The sequence below is a fragment of the Streptosporangium pseudovulgare genome (genome assembly GCF_014648055.1).
GTDB classification, from domain to species: Bacteria; Actinomycetota; Actinomycetes; order Streptosporangiales; family Streptosporangiaceae; genus Streptosporangium; species Streptosporangium pseudovulgare.
This window is the reverse complement of record NZ_BMQJ01000001.1, coordinates 822311-839608: the sequence shown is the minus strand read 5'-3', so window position 1 is coordinate 839608 and position 17298 is coordinate 822311. Positions and strand designations below refer to the sequence as shown.

Here is a 17298-nt window from a genome sequence, read left to right as displayed (position 1 = left end):
GGGGCCTGAGCCGTCGCGGCCGACGAGGTCAGCGGGCGGCCGGGACCCCGCTGCTCCAGGCGGTTCAGCCGTGGGCTGCGGCCGGTTCGGGGGCGGTGGGGACGGCGCCCGAGGAGGTGTGCCGGCCGAGCCTGGCGAGGGCGAGCGCGGCCGTCGCGACGAGGATGCCCGCGGCGGCCCACGATCCGGCGTCGACCGCGTGCACGAAGGCCGCGCGCGCCGTGTCGCCGAGGCCGAGCCGCAACGCGCCCGCCAGCGACTCCCGGGCCCCCGCCGGAGCGCCCGAGGGGAGGCTCGCCGCGTACACCGCCGAGACGACGCTTCCCAGCACCGCCACCCCCAGGGTGGTGCCGACCTCCTGTACCGCGTCGTTGAGCGCCGCGGCCACCCCGGCCTGCGAGCGCGGCACCGCCCCGAGCAGCGCCTCGTACGCGGCCGGTCCGGTGACGCCGAGGCCGAGGCACAGCGGGACCATGACCGCGAGCAGGTGAGGGTAGCCGCTGCCCTGCGACGTGGATGCCATCAGCGCGAACCCCCCGGCGGTGAGGGACAGGCCGAGCGCCGCCGTGCGGTTCGATCCGATGCGCCCGGCCAGGGCGCCGCCCAGGCCGTTGCCGATCGCGGCGAGGACCGCCGCCGGCACGAGCGCGAGGCCGGCCCGCATCGCCGAATAGCCGAGGACGAGCTGGAGGTACTGCGTCAGCACGAAGGTCAGGCCGGACAGCGCGAGCGCCAGCAGCGCGATCACCACGGTCGCGGCAGAGAACCCGGGACGTCCGAAAAGGGCGAGGTCGAGCATCGGGTGGGCGGCCCGGCGTTCCCGGACGGCGAAGCCGGCGAGTGCCGTGACGGCGACGGCGAGGCCCCCGAGCACCACGGGGCTCGTCACACCGTGCCCGGGGATCGAGATGACCGTCCACACGAGGGCGGCGATGCCGAGCCCGGACAGGACCGCCCCCGGCACGTCGGCGTGCTCGCCGGGGCGCGGGTCGGACGACTCGGGTACGACGGCGAGGGCGGCCACGACGGCGACGGCGGCGACGGGGACGTTGATCAGGAACACCGAGTCCCACCCGAAGCGCTGGATGAGCAGCCCACCGAGCGTGGGTCCGAGGGCCAGGCCCAGCATGCCGGTCGCACCCCAGATGCCCATGGCCTTGGGCCGCTCCTCCTCGTCGAAGACCTGGGCGATGATCGAAAGGGTGCTCGGCATGACGAGCGCGCCTCCGGCCCCCATCAGGCCGCGCAGCGCGATCAGTGTTCCGGCGTCGCGGGCGAGGGCCGCTCCGAGCGAACCGAGGCCGAAGAGCGCGAAGCCGTACAGCAGGGCCCGCCGGCGTCCCCGGCGGTCGGCCCACGAGCCGGCCGTGAGGAGCAGGCCGGCGAAGACCAGCGAGTAGGCGTCGACGATCCACTGGGTCGCGGCGACGGAGGCGGGCAGGTCGTGCATGAGCGACGGCACCGCCACGTTCAGCACCGTGTTGTCGAGGACGACCACGAACAGGCTGAGGCACAGGACGGCGAGGATCTTCCAGCGTCGAGGCATGATTCCATCCGTTTCTTACGCCGTAAGAAAGAACTCGCCGATAATCTCTCTTATGCTGTAAGAAAGTCAAGCGGTGAGGCGGTGGCATGGAGCGCGGGAAGCTGTCCCGCGAGCGTGTGCTCGACGCGGCGCTCGCCCTGGTCGACGAGATCGGGGTCAAAGGGCTGACGATGCGCAGGCTCGGGGCGGAGATCGGCGTCGAGGCGATGACGCTGTACTACTACGTGCCGAACAAGGAGGCGCTGCTCGACGGGCTGGTCGAGCGGGTCCTGAGCCGGGCCGTGGCCGAGCCGCCCGCGCCCGGCACGCCCTGGCGGTCGATGCTGCGCGAGGCGGCGGTGGGGTACCGGCGCGAGCTGCTGCGGCACCCCGGGGTGCTGCCCCTGGTGGCCGGCCGGCCGGTGAGCGGCCCGGAGGCGCTACAGGTGCTGGAGGCGGGCGTGGCGGTCCTGCGGGAAGCGGGGTTCGGCCTGCGGGAGGCGTTCCACGCCATCACGGCGACGATCACCTTCGTCGTCGGCCACACGCTGGCCGAGGTCCCGCCGCCCGGCCAGGACGAACCCGCCCTGGACACCACCGGCTTCCCGCTGATCGCCCACGCCGTCGCCGAAGGACTCGGCGCCCCCGAAGACCACCAGTCCCGCTTCGACTACGCCCTCGACGCCCTCCTTGACGGCTTCGCCGCCCGGCTGCGTGCCTGAGAAGGCCGGTGTCGCAAGCGGCTACGGGGCCGGGGGTCCCGTGCGCCGGGCGGCCGCGTGGTCGCCGAACAGCGCGGTGAACCGCTCGCGCGTGAGGAACGCCAGCTGCGCCCGCTTGGTCGGCATGTCGATCTCGCTCTCGAAGGTGAAGCCGGTGATCTTCAGCCGGTTCAGGGCCCGCTCGTTGCGGACGTCGGGCTCGACGACCAGGCGTCGCGCCTCGGGGTCGCGGAACAGGAACCGGATCAGGGCCGGGACCACCGCCCCGGTCAGACCGCGGGGCGGCTGCTGCCCGGGTGCGAGCAACAGGTGCATGCCGACGTCACCGGATCGCACGTCGTAGCGCTCGCCGACCGGGTCGGCGTCCGGCTCGTAGCTCTGGAACAGCCCGATCGGCCGGTCGTCGAGCCGGATCAGGAACGCGTGGTGGGTGGGCAGGCCGTCGACCAGCTCGTAGATCTCCCGGACCTGCTCGACGGAGTGGTCGAGCATGCCCCAGTACGTGGCGCGGGGCTGAGTGACCCAGCCGTGCACCAGTTCGGCGTCCGTCTTCGGGTTCAGCACGGTCAGGCTCAACCGGCCCATGCCAGGCAGGTCCTCTTCGTACACGACCACGGCCATCGTCGGGTCTCCTTCCAGGGGGATGAGATCGCCGGCGGCCCAGTGCGCCGACTGGTCGAGGAAATGCGGGTCGTCGGCGCGGCCGGAGGATCCGAACGGGACGATCCATCGGCTGGCGGCCCGGTCGCCCACCTGCCAGACGTAGCGGGCGACCGGGCCGCGCCGGCAGACGTCGGACACCCCGGGCACGCTGCCGGTGGCCAGGACCGCGTCGTTGTCGCCGGCGAGCCGGACGCGGGCGCGCAGAGCCGCGACGGCGGCCGAGGGCCAGACCCACGCGCGTGGCCGGGTCGGTCCACGGGGCGAAGCGTTCGTCGAAGGCGCTCGGCGCCCGCAGCGGCCGCAGGACGGGCTCCTCCGCCAGCCGCCGGGCGAGGGCGGCCCGCCAGGCGGCGAACGCGCCGGCGTCGGCGCTGCCGGCGTCCATGCGGCCGGGCCAGGCGAGGAGCCGGTCGCGCAGGGCCTCGGCGACGTCGCCGGCGCGGCGGGCGCGCAGCAGCGGCAGCAGCGCGTCGAAGCCCAGTTCGCCGCCGGCACGGGTGGGCGTACGCAGGCTGATCGCCTCGCCGGTGGTCCGGTCGACGTCGATGACCGGGCCGCGTGCCGTTTCGATGATCTCAACCTCGACCGGGTCGCCGCCGCGTACCGCGATCCGCTCGACGTGGTGCGGCACGGCGGTCCAGCCGTCCACCTCCCGGACCTCGATCCGCCCGTCGCGGCGGCGCAGCCGTTCGCGGTAGAGGTCCTGGTAGTCGGCCATGGCGTTGGTGACGGCCCAGGCGACCGGGCCGGCGTGGCCGAAGTGCGGCACGCCCGGAACGCCGGGGAAGGCCAGCCCGGCCACGTCGAATTCGGGGCAGGAGAGGCGGACCTGCTGGTAGATCCCCGGCAGTTCGAGTACGCGGTGCGGGTCGCCGGCGATCACGGTGGGCCGTCCGGTGCCCGGGTCCCCCGCCACCGCCCAGGCGTTGCTGCCCGCGCCCGCCGGCCCCTCCATGGCGAAGAGGTCGCCGGCCTCGGGGCCCAGGGTGGCGCTGACGTGGGCACGCCACAGCTTGTTCGGGAAGGTCGAGAAGAGGATGTGCTGAACGAGGAAGACGCCGAGCGGCGACCAGGGCCGCCACGGGTCGGGAGTGCAGCCGGTCGCGCCGAACTCCGAGGCGCCGGCGTGCGGCAGGGCGTCGTTGACGCCGTCCACGTAGGCCTCGATCCAGCGCCTGGTCTCCGGGAGCAGTCGCTGGAAGCAGCGGCGGGCGGTGTCGTCCAGCCGGGCCCGCCGGGCGAAACGGTCCCAGGGCACGTGTGCGGGGCCCAGTCGTTCGGCCAGTCGGCCCTCGGATCGCCATTTCTCGGTCTGCACCTGCCAGGCGCGATCGGTGACGGCCGTAGAACCCTGCGCGTAGGCCAGATCCTCGACGGTGTCGCCCCACATATGTGGAATGCCCCACTGATTCCGTCGGGCGGCACCCCTCCTCACATGATCCTCCTTAGGTTACCCTCTCCTAACTAAGGATGCCCTTACCGGAGGAAGCGTGAAGGTTGATCCACTCGTACGCCCGCCACCGTCCAGCCGATCCGGCCGCTGCCGCCCGAGCCCTCGTAACCCACGGAGGAAGACCCAATGCCGCCCGCTGCCCGCGAGCATCTGCTCACCAACGCCACGGCCGATCGGTACCTGCGCACGGTCACCGACGGCGCGGCCCGTGTCGCCACCCGGATCGCCGGGGCCGATCGGCCGTTCACCGGGATCGCCCCGGAGCACCTCGCCCTGAAGGTCGCCACGGTCGACCTCGACCGGCCCCTGGGCGACGCGGCCGCCGCCCTGGACGAGTTGAACGACGTGTACCTGCGCGACGCGGTGTACTTCCATCACCCCCGCTACCTGGCCCACCTCAACTGCCCGGTGGTGATCCCGGCGTTGCTGGGCGAGACGGTGCTGTCCGCGGTCAACTCCTCGCTGGACACCTGGGACCAGAGCGCGGGCGGCACCCTGATCGAGCAGCGTCTGATCGACTGGACCGCCCAGCGGATCGGCCTCGGCCCGCTCGCCGACGGCGTCTTCACCAGCGGCGGCAGCCAGTCCAACCTGCAGGCCCTGCTGCTGGCCCGGGAGGAGGCACTCGCCGCGTCCGGGCCGCCGCGCGCGGAGACGCTGCCCCGGCTGCGCGTCCTGGCCTCCGCCGCCGGCCACTTCAGCGTGCAGAAGTCGGCGAAGCTGCTCGGCCTGGCCCCCGACGCGGTCGTCACCGTCGAGGTCGACGCGGACCGGCGGATGCGCCCGGCGGCGCTCGACCGCGCGCTCGACCGCTGCCGCCGTGACGGCCTCACCGTCATGGCCGTGGTCGCCACCGCCGGCACCACCGACTTCGGCTCGATCGACCCGCTGCCCGAAATCGCCCGGCGCTGCGCGGCGGCCGGCGTGTGGCTGCACGTCGACGCCGCGTACGGATGCGGACTGCTGGCCTCACGCACCCGCCGCCACCTGCTCGACGGCATCGAGCGGGCCGACTCGGTCACCGTGGACTACCACAAGTCCTTCTTCCAGCCGGTCAGCTCCAGCGCACTGCTGGTGCGCGACGGCCGCGCCCTGCGGCACGCCACCCACCACGCCGACTACCTCAACCCCGAGCGGATGGTGGCCGAGCGCATTCCCAACCAGGTGAACAAGAGCCTGCAGACCACCCGCCGCTTCGACGCGCTCAAGCTGTGGATGACCCTGCGCGTCATGGGCGCCGACGCGATCGGCGAACTCTTCGACGACGTGGTGGACCGTGCCGCGGCCGCCTGGAGTCTCCTCGGCGAGGACCCCCGCTTCGAGGTCGTCACCCGCTCGCAGCTGAGCACCGTCGTGTTCCGCTACCTGCCGACCGGGCCGGGGCGTGCGTACGCCGACGAGGCCAACCTGCACGCCCGGGCGGCGCTGGCCGCCTCCGGCGACGCGGTGGTCGCGGGCACCACGGTCGACGGCCGGCACTTCCTCAAGTTCACCCTGCTCAACCCCGAGACGACGATCGACGACGTCGCCGCCGTCGTGGAACTCGTCGCCGAGCACGCCGACCGGTACGTCGAGCGTGCGATCGGCCCGATGCCCGCCTGCACCGCCTCGTGACCCGCCACTCGACCACCGGGAGACCCGCCATGTCGACCCACGACTTCATCGCGATCGGGCTGGGCCCGTTCAATCTGGGGCTGGCCTGCCTGACCGAGCCGATCGCCGGACTGGACGGGCTGTTCCTGGAGGCCCGCCCGCAGGCGGACTTCGGCTGGCACACCGGGATGGTGATGGACGGCACGCACCTGCAGACGCCCTTCCTCTGCGACCTGGTGACCCTCGCCGACCCGACGTCGCCGTACTCGTTCCTCAACTACCTCAAGCAGGCCGGGCGTCTCTACCCCTTCTACATCCGGGAGGACTTCTATCCGCTGCGCAGCGAGTACAACGACTACTGCCGCTGGGTCGCGGGCCGGCTGAGCAACGTGCGTTTCGGCCAGGCCGTGACCGAGGTGCGCTACGACGACCGGGACGAGCTCTACGTCGTCCGGGCCGGCGAGCGGCACACGTACCGCGCCCGGCGTCTCGTCCTCGGGACCGGGACGCAGCCGCACATCCCGGAGGCCTGCCGGAACCTCGACGGCCACGTGGTGCACAACTCGGCGTACCTGACGCACCGCGACGCCCTGCGCCGCAAGCGCAGCATCACCGTCGTCGGCAGCGGGCAGAGCGCCGCCGAGGTCTACCACGACCTGCTCGGCACCATCGAGACCGACGGATACCAGCTCAACTGGATCACCCGGTCGCCGCGGTTCTTCCCGCTGGAGTACACGAAGCTGACGCTGGAGATGACGTCACCGGACTACATCGACTACTTCCACGCGCTGCCCGAGCCGACCCGGTACCGCCTGGAGAGCGAGCAGAAGGGACTGTTCAAGGGGATCAGCGCCGGACTGGTCAACGCCATCTACGACCTGCTGTACGCCAAGAGCGTCGACCGGCCGGTGCCCACCCGGCTGCTGACCAACACCGCGCTGACCGGCGCCGCCCACGACGAGGCCACCGGCACGTACACCCTGGATCTGCGCCACGAGGAGCAGGGGCGCGAATTCACGCTGACCACCGAGGCCCTGGTGCTGGCCACCGGATACCGGCACACCACGCCGGCGTTCCTGGAGCCGATCAGGGACCGGATCCGGTGGGACGCGGCCGGCCGCTACGACGTGGCCCGCAACTACAGCATCGACGTCACCGGCCGCGGCGTCTTCGTGCAGAACGCCGGTACGCACACGCACAGCGTCACCTCGCCGGATCTCGGCATGGGCGCCTACCGCAACTCGTCGATCGTGCGTGAGCTGCTCGGCCGCGAGCACTACCCGATCGAGAGGAGCATCGCCTTCCAGGAGTTCGGCGCGCCGACGGAGGCACCAACAGAGGAGGCACCAACGGAGGAGGCACCAACGGAGGAGGCGCCGACAGGGACGCCGGCGGGGGCGCCGGCATGACCGCCGCCTTCGTTCACGGCGAGTACTCGCTGCGCCCGCTCGACGTCGAGGCCGACATCGAGCTCCTGCACCGCTGGGTGACGCACCCCAAGGCGGTGTACTGGATGATGCAGGACGCCGACGTGGCCGCCGTCGCCGCCGAGTACCGGCGCATCGCCGCGCACCCGCACCACGAGGCGCATCTGGGCCTGTACCGCGGCGAGCCGGCGTTCCTGGCCGAACGCTACGACCCCCGGCACGTCGAGCTGGCCGGACTGTACGAGCCCGAGGACGGCGACGTCGGCATGCACTTCCTCACCGCTCCGACCGGGACGCCGGTGCACGGCTTCACCCGTGCGGTGATCACCACAGTGATGGCCTGGCTCTTCGCCGACCCCGCCGTACGCCGGGTGGTCGTCGAACCCGACGTCCGCAACACCGCCGTCCACACCCTCAACGCCGCCGTCGGCTTCACCGCCGTCGGCCCGATCACCAAGCCAGAGAAGACCGCACTGCTCAGCGTGTGCACCCGCGCGCAGTTCCTCGCCGCCACCGGAGTATCCACGTGACCCACGCCGCCATCGCCCACCTCACCCCCGCGCACTGGGAGCGCGCCAACCGGCTGCTCGTGCGCAAGGCGCTCGCCGAGTTCGTCCACGAGCGGCTGCTGACCCCGGTCCCCGACGGCGACGGCTTCTCGGTCCGCAGCGACGACGGCGCGGTGGAGTACCGGTTCACCGCCCGTGTGTACGCCCTCGACCACTGGGAGATCGACGCGGACGGCATCACCCGGCACCGGGCCGGCGCTGAACTGCCACTGGACGCGCTGGACCTCTGCCTCGACATGCGCGGCGCGCTCGGACTGCGCGACGAGATCCTGCCGGTGTACCTGGAGGAGATCACCGCCACCCTGGCGAGCAGCGCCTGGAAGCTCGGCCACCGCACCCGGTGCGCCCGGGAACTGGCCGCCGCCGACTTCCAGGCCATCGAGTCCGGAATGACCGAGGGACACCCCGGCTTCGTCGCCAACAACGGCCGGATCGGCTTCGGCGCCGACGACTACCACCGGTACGCACCGGAGGTGGCGGCGCCGGTGCGGCTGGTCTGGCTGGCCGCGCACCGCGACCACGCCACGTTCACCTGCAGCGCGGACACCGACTACGACCGCCATGTCCGCGACGAGCTCGGCGCGGACACCGTCGCCGCGTTCGCCGCCACCCTGGCCGACCTCGGCCTCGACCCGGCCGACTACCTGCTTCTGCCGGTGCACCCGTGGCAGTGGTGGAACAGGCTGTCGGTGACCTTCGCCGGTGAGCTCGCCACCCGCCGGCTGGTCCTCCTCGGCCGCGGACCCGACGAGTACGTGGCCCAGCAGTCGATCCGCACCTTCTTCAACGTCTCCGACCCGGCGCGGCACTACGTCAAGACCGCCGTGTCGGTGCTGAACATGGGCTTCATGCGCGGACTGTCCGCGGCGTACATGCGGGCCACCCCCGCCATCAACGACTGGCTGGCGGAGCTGATCGCGGGCGACGAGGTGTTCCGGGCGAGCGGGCTCACCATCCTGCGCGAACGCGCCGCGATCGGTTACCGGCACCGGCAGTTCGAGGCGGCCACCGACCGTTACTCGCCCTACCGCAAGATGCTCGCCGCGCTGTGGCGCGAGAGCCCGGTGCCGGCGCTGCGGCCCGGCGAACGGCTCGCCACCATGGCCTCGCTGCTGCACGTCGACCAGCAGGGCCACTCCCTGGCCGCGGAGCTCGTCGAACGCTCCGGGCTGCCGCCACGGGTATGGCTGCGCCGCTACCTGGACGCCTACCTCACCCCGCTGCTGCACGCGTTCTACGCGTACGACCTGGCGTTCATGCCGCACGGTGAGAACGTCATCCTGGTGCTCGCCGACGACGCGGTGAACCGGGTGATCTTCAAGGACATCGCCGAGGAGATCGTCGTCATGGACGCCGACGCGCCCCTGCCCGAGTCCGTCGAACGCATCCGCGCCGACGTGCCGGAGGACATGCGGCTGCTGTCCGTCTTCACCGACGTGTTCGACGGCTTCCTGCGCTACCTCAACGTCATCCTCGCCGAACGGGGGCTGCTCACGCAGGAGGAGTTCTGGGGCACGGTGGCCGAATGCGCCCTCGCGTACCAGGGACGCGCCACTCACCTGGCCGACCGGTTCGCCCGGTACGACCTGTTCGCGGCGGAGTTCGCGCTGTCCTGCCTCAACCGGCTCCAGCTGCGCGACAACCGGCAGATGGTGGACCTCGCCGACCCGTCGGCCGCGCTGCAACTGGTCGGCACGCTGCGCAACCCGCTCGCCGCCTTCGCGCCCCGGCGGGCGGACACGGTCCCGGCGTCCTGACGCGCCCTAGTCGTCATCGTCCTTCCTGGAGGCGTGGCCCCTGGACGCGTCGAGGCCGGCGCCGCCGAGGAACGCGGTCAGGGGGCCGTCGGCGAGCCTGCCCTTGCTGCGGGCCTTCAGCAGGTCCCACCCCGCCTCCTGGATCTTCCTGCCCGCCTCCCGGGCCTTGCCCTCGGCGAGCTTGCGGGACGCCTCCCGGATCCTCTGGTGCGTCCTGCGCGCCAGGCGCGGATCGATGCCGCCGCGCTCCTGCTGGGCGGTCACGGCTCGGTCGAAGGCCGCCAGCCAGGCACGCGGATCCCGTACGGCGGGCCGGGCCGGGGCCGCCGTACGGGTCGGCGCGGGCGTCGGCGTGGGGGTCGGCCGTGCCGTGGGCGGAGTGGTCGGGGTGGCGGAGGGCTCCCGCTCGCGGACCGGCTCCACGGGGGCGGCGGCGGACACGGTGGCGGTGGCGGCCGTCCCCTCGGAGCCGGACGAGCCCGAGAACAGGGTCGCCGCCCCCAGAGTGGCGATCACGATGGCCGCGAGGGCCGCGCCGACCTGGAGGAGGAGCCGCCGGTCCCCTTTCGCCCCGGCGGACCGGCCGGGCCGTACGGCGGGCGGAGCGACCGGCGGGACCGGCGGGGCCGCGAACACGGTGGTGTCGCCCGCGCGGGCCGCCACCGGGGGATCGGCCGGGTGGGCGCCGGACGGGGCGGGCGGTGCCGGGAAGGCGGGCCGTACGGGGGGACCGGCCGGGCGGGCGGCCGGGGCGGCGGGGCGAGCCGGGGGGCGGACCGTGCGGGCGATGCCGTCCAGGACCTGACGCACCTGCTCGGCGCCGGTGGGCCGCTCACCCGGGTTCTTGGCGAGCATGGCCATGACGAGCCGTTCCAGCTCGGCGGGGACGCCCGGCCGGTAGGCGCCGAGCGGGTCGGGGGAGCGGTGGACGTGCTGGTGGACCAGCTCGGGCACCGAGCCGGTGAACGGCGGGCGCCCGCACAGCAGTTCGTAGGCGACGCAGCCGAGCCCGTACAGGTCGGAGGCGGCCTCCCCGCCGGACTCGCCGATCTGCTCGGGCGCCAGGTAGGCGGCGGTGCCCACGATGGTGCCGGCCGTGGTCAGCCGAGTGGCTTCGCCGGCGATGCGCGCGAGACCGAAGTCGACGACCTTCAGCGTGCCGTCACCGCTCAGGTGGAGGTTGGCGGGCTTGATGTCGCGGTGCACCACCCCGGCGCGGTGCGCCGCCGCCAGTCCCGCCGCGGCCTGGGCGAGCAGGAGGCAGGTCTCGGCCACCGGCAGCGGGCCGCGCGCCGCCAGTTCGGCGGCGAGGTGGCGGCCGGTCAGCAGCTCCATGACCATGAAGCGGCGGTTCGCCTCCTGGCCGACGTCCAGCAGGGTGACCGTGTTGGGGTGCACGATCTGCGCCGCCGCCCGTATCTCGCGGGCGAACCGCTCGGCCGCGGCGACACCGCCGGCCGGCAGGTCGAGGATCTTGACGGCGACCGCCACGTCGAGCCGGTGGTCGTATCCCCGCCACACCTCGGCCACGGCGCCCCGGCCGATCCGCTCCACGAGCCGATACCGCCCCGCGATCAGATCCGGCGTCACATCCGGCATACCCGCCCCTACTGACTCCGTCCCGGCAACTCGGGCCAACCTTACGGGTGCCCCGGCCGTCGCGGGGACGGCTCGGGGGCGCGGGCGACGCTCGCACACGTCATGACCCGCGTCGTCGTCCCGCGAACTCCGGCCGGTCGCCGCGGGTGACGCTCGCAGATGTCATGACCTGAGCCGCGCGGTCAGTCCGGCGGGACCAGAAGGGCGTCGACGAGCCGTACGGCGTCCGCACTCTCCCCGGGGCGCCCGCTGAGGGCCTTGACGATCATGGCGCCCACCAGGGCCTCGCCCAGTTCCGCGACGGGCGCGTCGTCGCGCAGCTGGCCGGCCTCGACCCCCGTGGCGAGGCGCGCGACGAGCGAGGACTCTCCACCGAGGCTGTCCCGCAGCCGGCCGCCGATCTGCTCGTTCGCCGTCGCGGCGGCGATCAGCGAGATCATCAGTCCGCGCCCGTCCGGCTCCTGGAGAAGCTGGAAGAGCTGCTCCAGCCACGCGATGAGATCGGCGCGCAGATCCCCGGTGTCCGGGATCGTCAGCCGGGACGGCAGCAGCATCCCGTCCAGGAGGCAGTCCGCCACGAGATCGCTCTTGGCCGGCCACCAGCGGTAGATCGTCTGCTTGCTCACCCCCGCCTCGGCGGCGATCCCTTCGATCGACAGGTGCTCATAGCCCCGCTGGGCGAACAGCCTCGCGGTCGCCTGAAGGATCGCCAGTCGCGCGCTTTCGCTGCGGGGCGCCCCGCGACGTTGGTTCGGCATGGCCCTCATGCTAACAAATTCACCAATACGGTGCGTTGCGTATTACTATTCCCGGGAACTTTGAAGGGACGAATACATGGCCGAACTCCTCTACCGGCTGGGCAGGGCCGCCGCACGGCGCGCGTGGATCACGATCGGCGCGTGGGTGGCGCTGCTGATCCTGGCCGGCGTGAGCTTCGCGGCCGGTTCCGGAACGCTGACCTCGAACTTCGACATCCCCAACACGGCCTCGTCGAAGGTCATCGACGAGCTCAGCGACACGCTCCCCGACTTCGCCGGGGCGTCCGGCACCGTCGTGTTCCACACCGCCGACGGCTCGGCGTTCACCCAGGAGCAGCAGGGACGGATCAGCGCACTGGTCACGGACGCCGGCCGCCTGAAGGGCGTCGCGCAGGTCGTCGACCCGTTCGAGACCGAGCGGCAGCGGGCGGACCAGGAGCGGAAACTCGCCGACGGCAAGCAGCAGATCAAGGACGGCCGCGCCCGGCTGGACGACGGCCAGTCGCAGCTGGACGCCGGGGCGAAGCAGCTCGCGGACGCCCAGACCCGGCTCGACGCGGCACGCAAGCAGATGAAGGCGGCGGGCGCGCCGGCGCAGCGGCTCGCGGCGCTCGACGCGCAGCAGAAGCTGCTGGACAAGCAGAAGGCGACGCTCGCGAAGCAGCAGAAGAAGATCGACGATTCGCGTGCCGAGCTCAAGGGGAACGACGAGGAGCTCGCGCTCGGCGAGCGCCTGCTCACCCACGCGTCGAAGATCCGCATGGTCTCGGAGGACGGCTCCGCCGCCCGGGTGACGATCGCGTTCACCGAGCCCCGCATGGAGCTGGCCCCCGAGACGAAGGACGGGGTCATCGACCACTTCACGTCGAAGCCGATCGACGGTGTCGAGGCCGACTTCTCCACCGACATCGCGCAGGGCGTCCCGCAGATCATCGGCGTCGGCGAAGCGGTCGGCGTCGTGATCGCCGCGGTCGTCCTGCTCGTCATGCTCGGCAGCGTCGTGGCCGCGTCGTTCCCGATCGCCACGGCACTCGTCGGCGTGGCCACCGGTGTCCTGGCGGCCCTCGCCTTCTCGGGCATGGTGCAGATGGCCTCGGTGACCCCGGTCCTCGGCGTCATGCTGGGCCTGGCCGTCGGGATCGACTACTCGCTGTTCATCGTCAACCGCCACCGCAAGCAGCTGCTGCAGGGCGTCGACGTCCACGAGTCCATCGGTCTCGCCAACGGAACCGCCGGCAACGCCGTCGTGTTCGCCGGGTCGACCGTGATCGTCGCCCTGCTCGCGCTCAACATCACCGGCGTCCCGTTCCTCGGCCTGATGGGCACGGTCGGCGCCGCGTGCGTGCTGATCGCCGTACTCGTCGCGATCACGCTCACGCCCGCCCTGCTCGGGCTCACGGACATGCGCGTGCTCTCCCGCAGGAACCGTGAACGCGTGCCGGCGGCTCCGGCCGCGGCGGATGCCGCGCCGTCCGCCGTGCCGGTGAGCAAGCCCGTCAGGCCCATGCCGATGTGGCGTGCGGTCGTGACGGCCCTCGTCTCGGTGGCCGCCCTGCTCGTCGTCGCGATCCCGGCTCTGTCCATGCGGCTCGGCCTTCCCGACGGTTCGTCCGAGCCGAACGGGTCGACCACGAACACGGCCTTCACCGTCACCGAGCGCGAATTCGGCGCGGGTGCGAACGGGCCGCTCATCGTGGTCGCCACCCTCCCGGCCGCGGTGTCGGACGACGACCTCACCACGGCCGAGGCGGCCGTCGCGGACGCCCTCACGGACCTCGACGACATAGCCGCCGTCGCCCCCGCCGGCGTGTCCGGCGACAAGAAGGTCATAGCGTTCCAGGTCGTGCCCTCCGAAGGGCCGAACAGCGAATCGACCGAGCAGCTCGTCCGTGACCTGCGCACGATGAAGCCCGTCTTCGTGGAAGCCGTGAACGGCGACGCATCGCTCGGCGTGGCGGGCCAGGCGGCGATCAACATCGACATCTCCGAAAGCCTCGCGGAGGTCCTGCCGCTGTACCTCACGATCGTGGTCGGCCTGTCGCTTCTCATCATGATCGTGGTCTTCCGCTCGTTCCTGGTGCCGCTGGTCGCGACCGGCGGGTTCATCCTGTCGCTGCTGGCGACCTTCGGCGCGGTCGTCGCCGTGTTCCAGTGGGGCTGGTTCGCCGGTCCGCTCGGCATCGACGGAGTCGGCCCGATCCTGAGCTTCCTGCCGGTGATCCTGGTCGGCATCCTGTTCGGCCTCGCGATGGACTACCAGCTGTTCCTCGCCTCCGGCATGCGCGAGGCGTACGTGCACGGGTCACCGGCGCGTCTCGCGGTCATGCAGGGCCTGCGCGCCGGCCGCTCGGTGGTCATAGCGGCGGGCATCATCATGGTGGCGGTGTTCGGCGGGTTCGTGTTCAGTGAGTCGATCATCATCCGCTCGGTCGGGTTCGGCCTGGCCTTCGGGGTGCTCCTGGACGCGTTCATCGTGCGACTGCTGCTGATGCCGGCGCTCATGAACCTGCTCGGCAAGTCGGCCTGGTGGATCCCGAAGTGGCTCGACCGGATCATGCCGAACGTGGACGTCGAGGGCGCGGCGCTCGAACGGCGGCATCCCCTCCACCACTGAGGCGTGCCCCGCCCCGGTATCGCACCCGGGGCGGCCGGGCACTTCCCCCTGATACGCGGGCACCTCGGTCTCCAGATCACGGAGACCAAGGTGCCGTCTCATTTCCATGAAGTCCCGCTCGGCCGGGTTCAAAGTCGTGGAGCTTCGAAACGGAATCCCGTGAACAACGGTGGATCGGACCGGGGAAAATAGGGCAAACGCCACCCGAACCTTGTCGGCGTGAACGATCAATACCTACTGTGGTATTCAACGGTATTCAGCGGTCTGTTTTCATCGGGGTCCTGGAAAGGACGGGGGCGGTGTGGCCGAGCCGATGGTGCCCAATCCCCGGCACGCGGAGCTGAGACGCCTGCTGGCGGAGGCCGCGGACCGGGGCGAAGAGGTACGGCGGGCATACCGGCCCGCCTCCGCGGCGATGCGGTCGGGGCAGGTCTGGACGGGACCGACCGCCACCGCGTGGACCGCCGAACTGGAGGCCAGGCACCGGCGGCTCGGGCAGCTCGCCCAACGGGTGGTCGATGCGATCGAGGAGGAGCTGCGCCGCCAGCCCGCCATGGTGACCGAATCGCAGGCGAACGCCATGCGCCGGGAGGCGGCCGGCCGCACCTGACCGGCCCCCAACGATCGAAAGGGGGACGTCCCGGTGGCATCCACCGACGAGTTCTGCGGCATCGACCCCGAGGAGATGGGGCGGCTGGCGTCCTCCCTGCGCGGCGCGGCCGACCGGCTGACCGCCTTCAGCCGGGAGTTCGACGGCAGGCTGCGGCAGTACGGGATCAGCGCTCCGGAACTGCGGGAGATCACCGACATCGCGGGCTGGGGCGGCGAGCAGGTGTCCATGCTGAACCGCCGGATCGACCTGATCACCGACCTGGGCGCGGGCGCCCCCGAACCGGGCGGCGCGGGAGGCTCGTCCTCGCTCGTCCGGTTCCCCGCCGACCTGGAGGCCCTGGAGACCGCCCGGGGCCTGGCGCTCATGTACGGCAACATCTTCGTCAACTTCGAGGGCGACTTCCAGGCCGAGCTGATCCACGAGCACGCCGGCGAAGTGGCGGCCCTGGCGAAGAACCCTCAGGCCGCAGCCGCCTTCTACGCCCTGCTGTCGCCGAAGGTCCGCGACACCCTGCCAGGCCTCATCGCGGCCACCGGCAGCAAGACCGCCAGGAAGGACCTCGCGGCGTTCGGTGAAGCCCTCGGCGCGGCGCTGCGCGCCCCGGTCCTCGTTCCGGCGTTCGCCAGGGTGAAGACCGATCTGACGGAACCGGCCGGGAGCAAGGCCGCCGCCTGGCAGCGCCTCGCGCTGCTCAAGGGCGCAGGCGCCCCCACGGACGTCCGCAGCGCGGCGGCCCGAAGCCTGGTCCTGGACGACTTCACCAAGAACCCCCGGCAGGACTGGCGGGCCGGCGTTCCCGCCGAGACCACGGCGTACGGCCTGCCCTCGGACCTGGTCGCCCTGGGACTGGAGGTGCTCGCCGGGGACGCCGCCGCCGTACGGACCGCCTTCGCCGAGATGGGCGGGGGCGAGGTGAAGCTGACCCAGGTCGAGAAGATGAAGCGGTTCCTCGGCTACGCCAAGGGGGCGGGCACCGGGGACGAGGTGGCCGACGCCTTCGGCCAGGCCATGGAAGCGGGCACCGAGGCGAAGACCGAGAAACCCGGACAGCACGGCCCGGGGGCCGGGGCCTTCGCGTTGGACGTCATGAGGGCGACGGGGTCGTTCGGGGACGGCCTACCGGCGGTCGCCAGGGACTCCATGGTCACCATCGCCACGTCGTACATCCACGAGGTGACCTCAGGTGCCCGTTTCGACAAGGCCGTGGACCGGACCTCCGGTATGAAGACCCCGGAGAACTGGACCGCTCTTCCAGGGGTGACCCCGGTGTTCTACCTCAGCCCCGGCGACACCCACCGCTTCCTCAAGACCTTCGTCGGGGACGAACGGCTCACCGGTGACTTCGACGCAGCCGCAGCCCGGTTCCGCTACGACACGTTGACGGCAGCAGGACGCTTGGACGCGAAGTCTGATGAGAACCGCTTTGAGAGGATTTCCAAAATGTTCGGGGATCTGGCTGGCATCGAGTTCAAGGCGACGTTGGACGTGCGCGGCGAGCGAGACGCCACAGACGACCTGATCCGTGACATCACCAAGAACACCCTGTCACTCGGAATCGATCGGCTGCCTGTTGTGGGAGGCGCCGTCGAGGCGGGCTGGGAGCTGACCAAGGCCTATGGTGTCAGCACCCTCCTTGATGATTGGGCTGACAGCTTCGAGACCCGAGTCGAGAAGGCCACTGGAGTTCGGTCGGATTTCGTCCTCCGTCAGAAGTATGACATGGCACAAATACTCCATGAGGCTGGCTATCCGGCGAGCGACCCGCCGGTCGATCTCGTCAGCAAGAGCACCGGTGGTCTCAAGACCTACGATGAACTACTCGCTGAAGCGAAACGAGAAGCCAGTGGCGATAAGACGTGGGAGCAGGCCCTTCGGGAGAAGCTGATCCCCTACGAGCGCTGGATGGACGCCAATGACAGCTTGGACACAAAGGTTGAAGACTCCTCGAGGTTCCAGACTAGTGAACAAGCCAAGGAATCACTGGGCATCTGGGGCTAATATTCAT

At 71.6% G+C, this 17298-nt stretch carries 12 protein-coding genes and 1 pseudogene; 8 read left to right on the top strand and 5 right to left on the bottom strand.

Annotated features, from left to right (window positions below):
• Positions 1 to 64 precede the first annotated feature (64 nt).
• Complete coding sequence (locus IEZ10_RS03665; protein WP_189244959.1) at positions 65 to 1546, bottom strand: MFS transporter; 1482 nt, start codon at positions 1544 to 1546, stop codon at positions 65 to 67.
• Between the two features lie 86 nt (positions 1547 to 1632).
• Between IEZ10_RS03665 and IEZ10_RS03660 the strand changes: the two genes are divergently transcribed.
• On the top strand, positions 1633 to 2247 hold the full coding sequence (locus IEZ10_RS03660; protein WP_189244958.1) for a TetR/AcrR family transcriptional regulator C-terminal domain-containing protein: 615 nt from the start codon (positions 1633 to 1635) through the stop codon (positions 2245 to 2247).
• Positions 2248 to 2268: 21 nt separating this feature from the next.
• Here IEZ10_RS03660 and IEZ10_RS38670 read toward each other — a convergent pair whose 3' ends face one another.
• Both IEZ10_RS38670 and IEZ10_RS03655 read right to left on the bottom strand, forming a co-directional pair.
• On the bottom strand, positions 2269 to 3405 hold the full coding sequence (locus tag IEZ10_RS38670; RefSeq protein ID WP_373287367.1) for a GNAT family N-acetyltransferase: 1137 nt from the start codon (positions 3403 to 3405) through the stop codon (positions 2269 to 2271).
• Positions 3380 to 4300: pseudogene (locus IEZ10_RS03655) on the bottom strand (penicillin acylase family protein); the annotation flags it as partial. The gene IEZ10_RS38670 and the pseudogene IEZ10_RS03655, both read right to left, overlap by 26 nt.
• Positions 4301 to 4489: 189 nt before the next feature.
• On the opposite strand from IEZ10_RS03655, the gene IEZ10_RS03650 reads away from it, so the two are divergent.
• Genes IEZ10_RS03650 through IEZ10_RS03635 form a run of 4 tightly spaced genes read left to right on the top strand, consistent with a single transcriptional unit; the run spans position 4490 to position 9709 of the window.
• Positions 4490 to 5977 carry a pyridoxal phosphate-dependent decarboxylase family protein gene (locus IEZ10_RS03650; protein WP_189244957.1) on the top strand — a complete coding sequence of 496 codons (1488 nt, stop codon included), beginning with the start codon at positions 4490 to 4492 and terminating at the stop codon, positions 5975 to 5977.
• A gap of 29 nt (positions 5978 to 6006) precedes the next feature.
• Entirely contained in the window at positions 6007 to 7365 is a 1359-nt protein-coding gene (locus IEZ10_RS03645) for a lysine N(6)-hydroxylase/L-ornithine N(5)-oxygenase family protein (protein WP_189244956.1), read from the top strand.
• Positions 7362 to 7913, top strand: a complete 552-nt coding sequence (locus tag IEZ10_RS03640) for a GNAT family N-acetyltransferase (RefSeq protein ID WP_189244955.1) — start codon at positions 7362 to 7364, stop codon at positions 7911 to 7913. Before IEZ10_RS03645 ends, IEZ10_RS03640 begins: the two co-directional genes overlap by 4 nt.
• Positions 7910 to 9709 carry an IucA/IucC family protein gene (locus IEZ10_RS03635; RefSeq protein WP_189244954.1) on the top strand — a complete coding sequence of 600 codons (1800 nt, stop codon included), beginning with the start codon at positions 7910 to 7912 and terminating at the stop codon, positions 9707 to 9709. The genes IEZ10_RS03640 and IEZ10_RS03635 overlap by 4 nt, the downstream gene beginning before the upstream one ends.
• Before the next feature lie 6 nt (positions 9710 to 9715).
• Here IEZ10_RS03635 and IEZ10_RS03630 read toward each other — a convergent pair whose 3' ends face one another.
• Entirely contained in the window at positions 9716 to 11308 is a 1593-nt protein-coding gene (locus IEZ10_RS03630) for a serine/threonine-protein kinase (protein WP_189244953.1), read from the bottom strand.
• 182 nt (positions 11309 to 11490) lie between these two features.
• The gene (locus IEZ10_RS03625) at positions 11491 to 12066 is read right to left on the bottom strand and encodes a TetR/AcrR family transcriptional regulator (RefSeq protein WP_189244952.1); all 576 of its coding nucleotides are present in this window, start codon (positions 12064 to 12066) and stop codon (positions 11491 to 11493) included.
• Positions 12067 to 12142: 76 nt separating this feature from the next.
• On the opposite strand from IEZ10_RS03625, the gene IEZ10_RS03620 reads away from it, so the two are divergent.
• From IEZ10_RS03620 to IEZ10_RS03610, 3 genes are all read left to right on the top strand, one after another.
• A complete protein-coding gene (locus tag IEZ10_RS03620) occupies positions 12143 to 14680 on the top strand; it encodes an MMPL family transporter (protein WP_189244951.1) in 2538 nt (845 codons plus the stop codon).
• A 301-nt stretch (positions 14681 to 14981) separates the two neighbouring features.
• Positions 14982 to 15290 (top strand): hypothetical protein, encoded by a 309-nt coding sequence (locus IEZ10_RS03615; protein ID WP_189244950.1) that lies wholly within the window; start codon positions 14982 to 14984, stop codon positions 15288 to 15290.
• 33 nt (positions 15291 to 15323) lie between these two features.
• Complete coding sequence (locus IEZ10_RS03610) at positions 15324 to 17291, top strand: hypothetical protein (RefSeq protein ID WP_189244949.1); 1968 nt, start codon at positions 15324 to 15326, stop codon at positions 17289 to 17291.
• The last annotated feature ends 7 nt before the right edge of the window (positions 17292 to 17298 follow it).